This is a genomic window from Eximiradius sp. (assembly GCA_937127445.1).
Taxonomy (GTDB): domain Bacteria; phylum Bacteroidota; class Ignavibacteria; order Kapaibacteriales; family UBA2268; genus JAKIZO01.
Map to the genome: position 1 here is coordinate 146,553 of CAKZLY010000030.1, position 6,000 is coordinate 152,552.

At 37.0% G+C, this 6,000-nt stretch carries 3 protein-coding genes; 1 reads left to right on the top strand and 2 read right to left on the bottom strand.

Annotated elements, in window-relative coordinates:
* Window positions 1-175 precede the first annotated feature (175 nt).
* Both AC6QZF_RS09700 and AC6QZF_RS09705 read right to left on the bottom strand, forming a co-directional pair.
* Window positions 176-1,240 carry a class I fructose-bisphosphate aldolase gene (locus AC6QZF_RS09700; RefSeq protein ID WP_499799683.1) on the bottom strand — a complete coding sequence of 355 codons (1,065 nt, stop codon included), beginning with the start codon at window positions 1,238-1,240 and terminating at the stop codon, window positions 176-178.
* A gap of 52 nt (window positions 1,241-1,292) precedes the next feature.
* Window positions 1,293-4,442, bottom strand: coding sequence for a PEP/pyruvate-binding domain-containing protein (locus AC6QZF_RS09705; RefSeq protein ID WP_499799684.1), 3,150 nt, complete (start codon window positions 4,440-4,442; stop codon window positions 1,293-1,295).
* 160 nt (window positions 4,443-4,602) lie between these two features.
* On the opposite strand from AC6QZF_RS09705, the gene kbl reads away from it, so the two are divergent.
* Window positions 4,603-5,847, top strand: coding sequence for a glycine C-acetyltransferase (gene kbl, locus AC6QZF_RS09710; RefSeq protein ID WP_499799685.1), 1,245 nt, complete (start codon window positions 4,603-4,605; stop codon window positions 5,845-5,847).
* Window positions 5,848-6,000 lie beyond the last annotated feature (153 nt).

The following is a 6,000-nucleotide window of genomic DNA, read 5'->3' on the forward strand; positions in this document are numbered from 1 at the left end:
AAAAATAAGGCAAAATTAGTAATATTCGGTTAATTATAAAAAGGTTAAATTAGTAATTAAGAATAATCATTAGTGATTCAAAAATATTCAGTATTTTCAAAAAGTTTGAGAAATCATTTGCAAGCAAAAAAATGGGGTTCGTGATAAATGAACCCCATAATAAAAAAAGAGAATATTACGCAATAGTAATTTCTTTATCGAGATAGACATCCTGGATAAGATTGAGTAATTTTACGCCTTCGTCCATTGGTCGCTGGAAAGCTTTGCGACCGGAGATGAGCCCAGCTCCACCTGCACGTTTGTTGACAATTGCAGTAATTGCTGCTTCGACAAAGTCGTTTTCGCCGCTTGCACCGCCGGAGTTAATCAAACTCACCTTGCCCATATAGCAATTTGCAACTTGATAGCGTGTTAAATCAATAGGATGGTCGCTTGTAAGTTCGGAATATACACGCTTGTCAATTTTGCCGTAAGAGGAGCCGCCCATATTCAAAGCTAAATAGCCGCCATTGTTTTCAGGAAGTTTTTGTTTGATAATATCAGCTTCGATAGTAACGCCAAGATGGTTAGCCTGGCCGGTTAGGTCAGCCGATACGTGGTAATCTTTATCTTTTTTAAATTCAGGATTACGAAGATAGCACCAAAGAACTGTCGCCATACCAAGTTCGTGGGCATATTGGAAAGCTTCGGCAATTTCAACAATTTGACGGCGAGATTCATCGGAACCGAAGTAAATGGTAGCGCCGACAGCAGCAGCACCCATATTATATGATTCTTCGATTGTCCCAAAAAGAACCTGGTCGTATGCGTTTGGGTAAGTAAGCAATTCATTATGGTTAATCTTAACAATGAACGGAATTTTATGAGCATACTTACGAGCAACAAGTCCCAACACACCGTAAGTGGAAGCAACAGCATTACAGCCACCTTCGATAGCTAAACGTACGATGTTTTCAGGATCGAAGTATTGAGGGTTTTTAGCAAAGCTTGCACCGGCGGAATGTTCAATGCCCTGATCGACAGGCAAAATAGAAAGGTAGCCTGTACCAGCAAGGCGTCCGTGATTATAAATCCATTGCAAATTACCGACTACGCGATTATTACGATCGGAGTTAAGCCAAACTTTGTCGACGAAATCAGGAGATGGCAAAGTAAGAGATTCCTTTGGAATTTTTGGATTATTAAATCCAAAATAATATTCAGCTTTGTCGCCTAATAGTTCATAAAATTTGTTGAGCATTTTTTTCTCCTTCAATAATTGAATTATCCTTTGATGGAAAATATAAATATTTTTATATATTTTCACCTAATAGACGCAGTTTTTTTGATTTATTTTTTCTTTTATCAACAAGTTCAGCATAGTACTTTTGTTCTTCAAGTTCTTTTGGTGAAAGAATAGTAAAGTCAATTAAACGTTCGAGTTTAAAACCAGTTTTATTGTAATTAATTCTACTTAGAGCAAGATTCCAACCTTCGATCCAGATTTTAAGTTCTTTTTTTTGCTCATCTGAACCTTCGAAAACACAGATAAAATCAATGTCTGACTTTGCGGTTGCAGTTCCATCAAAGACAGAACCATAGAGATAGAGTTCTTTAACTCCGAAGCGTATAGGGTTAAGATGTTCGAGAATACTATCAATCATACGTTTTCGCCATTGGAGAGGTTCGTCCGAACCAACTTCGTTGAAAGAGAGTTCTGAGTGCTTTATTTCAGATTTTTCTGCAACCACTGGGTCGGCAAGCATTGCAACAGCAAGATTTTCCTCTGCATTCATAAGTACGCGAAGGACTAATCCATTAGTTGCTTCACGTACATTGATAACTTTTAACACATCATTTAAATGTTCAAATTCAGGACACCAACGAGAGAGTGTGTTTTCAGTTTTATAGAAAAAGTCGTAATTGAAAGCAACGTCATTTTCATCAGGATAGAGAGGAACATAACGTATTTGAGATTCGACCAAATCCTGAAAGAAGTGAGTTCCGAAGGATAAATCGGGGACGTAGCTACCTTTCTTTTTAGCAATTTCGACAAGCACAGCAGTATTATTAATATCGGAGTAGGTAACTTTTACACCCAGACGGATATCGTCTCTACTTCCCCAACGGCCTGGCCCCATGAGAATAAATGTTCGTTTTGGGAGCAGTTTATTCAGCTTGCTTACAGCACGACCAATATCTTTTAATTTTTCGAGGCTTTCCTGGCGAGCGTAGGCTTCTGGATCGACATATACAACATAGGTAATATCACCAACTTTACCATTAGAAATATGCTTGTTAGCAGAGAAAATAAGTTTATCGGGAGGAATATTTGATGGGATTTGAGCGGCAGTTCCTTCCAATGCCGAGCTCTGAGGACGGCACTGCAAAAGGTATAGACTATCGCCATCGCAAGCGAACTCAATATCAACAGGGGTTTTCAGTATTCTACTGATTTCATTAAGCAATTTATTAATTTGCTTAATATATTTAGTTTTAGAAATTAGGTTTTCGAATGTAACAATAATATCGTCCCGATTTGTATCAATTCCAAGCCCGAATGGGTGCTTTATGTGGTTTTGTTCGATAATTGAAAAAACTTCATTAATCATAGGGTAGCTATTCCCGACGGATTTGATTAGAGTATCAATAGAAATGGTTTCGAAAGTATTTTTTTCCAAATTGATAACATCAATGTATTTTGGGGAATAGGTAATGACGTCGTGAAAAGTAATATTTACTCGCAAATCAGGCTGTCCGGGAGCTACAAGTATTGGGTAATCGTTGCCGATGCGATCAACAGCGCGGGTGCCAAGCCCGGGGACAAGTCGAACAAGTCCATCTTCCCTACGGATACGCGGTGACCAACGAAATTCATTGTTGCTGAAAGCTACACCGGCAAAAGCAGGGAAAAAGTATTTACCAGCTCGCTTACCAACTACTTCCTGTATCATAATACCCATTTCTTCATTGAAATCAAGCAATTGGCGTTCGGTGCGGTAGCCAATTGGATCGGGACTAAAAGTAGAGGCATAAACTTCTGCGATAGCATCGAGCAACGCTTCGAGACGTTCTTTTTTGCTACCTTGATTTGCAAGGAAAAGGCTTTTATACTTACCAGCGAATGCAGAACCTAAACGGTCTTCGAGCAAACTAGAAGAACGAACAATTATAGGGTGGTCGCCAAAGTCGTCTAATGCATTGGAAAGACCGTTGACGATTTCCTGTGGGAAATGCGAATTTTTAAAGGCTTGAATAATATGAGGATATTCGTAGCGAATTTCTTCAAGAGGTTTGTATTTTTGCTCGATAATATCTTCTAAATTGTTGTAATTAAGAAATGCCATAAGACCATCGGATGTAATATACCAAGTTTTAGGTGTTTTTATGTTTTTAAATAATCCTTCTTCGTCTTCGAGCTTATCAACAATTTTTTTAGCAAGCAAAATTCCAGCACTTTTGCCACCGAGTTTTCCATGGCTTTCGGTGGTGAAAATCATATTTTGAAGAATATCATAGAAATCTGAAATAGTAATATAATTTTTTGCAATTTCAATGTATTCGAGTTGATCTGTAAGAAACCGGCGAATGAGAGCAACTAAGATGCCTTTATGCAATGGAGTAGTAATTTCTTTTATAGATATCGGATTAATATTGTAGAAACGACGAATTGCATCGGCAATTTCGGGTAGTGGAGTATTCAAATTAGCAAGTGCTTTAATAAGAAAATGAGATTTATCTTCGTAAATCCATTTTTGAACAAGAGCGAGGATTTCATCATCAGTAAGATATTTCGCAGCAACTTCGAAAATTTCATTACCAAGATAGAAAGATATTTCGAGAACTTGCTTTTTTGAAGGACGATTTTGTTCAGCGGTAGAAGACTGAATATCAATATTTGTTCCCAATTTAGCAAATAGTTGCTTAGATTCTTCGATACCTTTGCAGAATAGATTATTAAGCATTTTGCGAGAGATAATTGAGAACAAATTTTGGTCTGTTTTTTTGATAATATCAAGCACGACAAACCATTCTTTTTTAGTAAAATCAGCATTTTCTTCAACTTCGGCGAATAATTTTTTCAACTTAGAATAAAGAAGAAAATGACCCAATCTATCTGCCACAGTTTTTACAAGCCGCTTTTCTTCTTGAAGGAAGTCAAAATTTTCATTATCGTAGGCAACAACAATTTCGCCAACGGATTTATTTTGCTCATAAATAGTTTCGCGAATAATTTTTTTAGTAAGTTTAAAACCATTGCTTGCAGCGATTTTGCTATCGATAGAAATTTTAACTTTACAATCTTTATCGAATCGAAAGGCTTCTGGCAAAAGAAGGACTATTTTCCCTAAAATTTCGTCTAAGGTAAGTTGAGGTTTAGTTAAAATTTCTTCAATTGAATATAAGCAATTGAGTTCTTTCGAACGTTCAGCAAGAAGCTCTTCTGTTTTGAGATTGTTCATTGTTGCCCTCTGATAGTTTATTATTAAAAACGCTATCTAATTGAAATTATTATGTAAAATAATACATATTTAAGAGTAATACATAACTGAAATAATTTGAAATTTCATATAAAATTTTCATATTTTGCATAACTTTTTTTGTTTTTTTTGGAGAGAGAAAATGTTTGGGAAAATGAAAGAGTTTTTGCAAAAAGAACTTCAAGCATTAGAAGAGCAAAAGCTTTATAAACACGAAAGAATAATTGAGAGCCCTCAGGCTGCAAAAATTATTGTTCGTGGGAAGGAAGTATTAAACTTTTGTGCAAATAACTATCTTGGGTTGTCATCACATCCGGAGCTTGTAAAAGCGGCGCACGAGGCTTTGGACCGTCGTGGATTTGGGCTATCTTCAGTAAGATTTATTTGCGGAACACAGGATATACACAAAGAGTTAGAACGAAAGATGTCGGAATTTTTAGGGACAGAAGATACAATTTTGTTTAGTTCTTGTTTTGACGCAAATGGAGCAGTATTTGAGCCACTATTTCAAGAAGAAGATGCAATAATCACAGATGCACTCAACCACGCATCAATCATTGACGGGATACGTCTTGCGAAGGCTAAACGCTGGATTTACAAGCATAGTGATATGCGTGATGTTGAAGAAGAAGACCCAGCAACAGGTAAAATGGCAAAAGGATTGGAACGTTGTTTAAAAGAAGCAAACGAAGCTGGCTGCCGTTTCAAGGTAATTGCAACAGATAGTGTTTTCTCGATGGATGGAGATATTGCAAAATTAGATAAAATTTGCGATTTAGCTGAAAAATATGATGCACTTGTAATGATTGACGAAAGCCATTCGTCTGGATTTATGGGAAAAACTGGTCGTGGAGTGCACGAATTATATGGAATAATGGATAGGATTGATATTATTACTACAACGTTCGGAAAGGCACTTGGTGGAGCATCGGGAGGCTGTATTTCTGGGAGAAAAGAGATAATTGACTGGATGCGAAACAAGGCACGTCCATATTTGTTTTCGAATACAGTTGCTCCTGCGGTAGTTGGTGCAACAATAAAATGTCTTGAAATCCTTACTGCTTCGACAGAGCTTCGTGATAAGCTTGAAGAAAACACGAAAAAATTCCGCAAAGCGATGACAGAAGCAGGGTTTGATATTCTTCCTGGAATACATCCAATTACACCAATTATGTTTGGTAAATATCCGAATTGTTCACAATTAGCAGTGGATTTTGCAAACCGTATGCTTGAAGAAGGTGTCTATGTTGTGGCATTTTCGTTCCCAGTTGTGCCACGCGGCAAAGATCGCATACGTGTTCAGATTTCAGCTGCACACGAAAGTGAACATATTGATTTTGCAATTGAAAAATTCATCAAAGTTGGTAAGGAATTAGGTGTAATTTAGCAAGATTGAATAATAGGAAGCAGCACAATACATTTTATTTATGTGCATAAAATAAAGAAGCAGCCCGAAAGGACTGCTTCTTTTCTTTTGTATGTGAGCGTATGTTATGGCATAATCACTATGCGTTGGTCAATGTATTCACCACCGTTGTGG

Excerpts from the sequence above, each read along its gene's own strand:
- AC6QZF_RS09700 (WP_499799683.1), bottom strand. The coding sequence starts at position 1,240 with ATGCTCAACAAATTTTATGAACTATTAGGCGACAAAGCTGAATATTAT.
- AC6QZF_RS09705 (WP_499799684.1), bottom strand. The coding sequence starts at position 4,442 with ATGAACAATCTCAAAACAGAAGAGCTTCTTGCTGAACGTTCGAAAGAA.
- kbl (WP_499799685.1), top strand. The coding sequence starts at position 4,603 with ATGTTTGGGAAAATGAAAGAGTTTTTGCAAAAAGAACTTCAAGCATTA.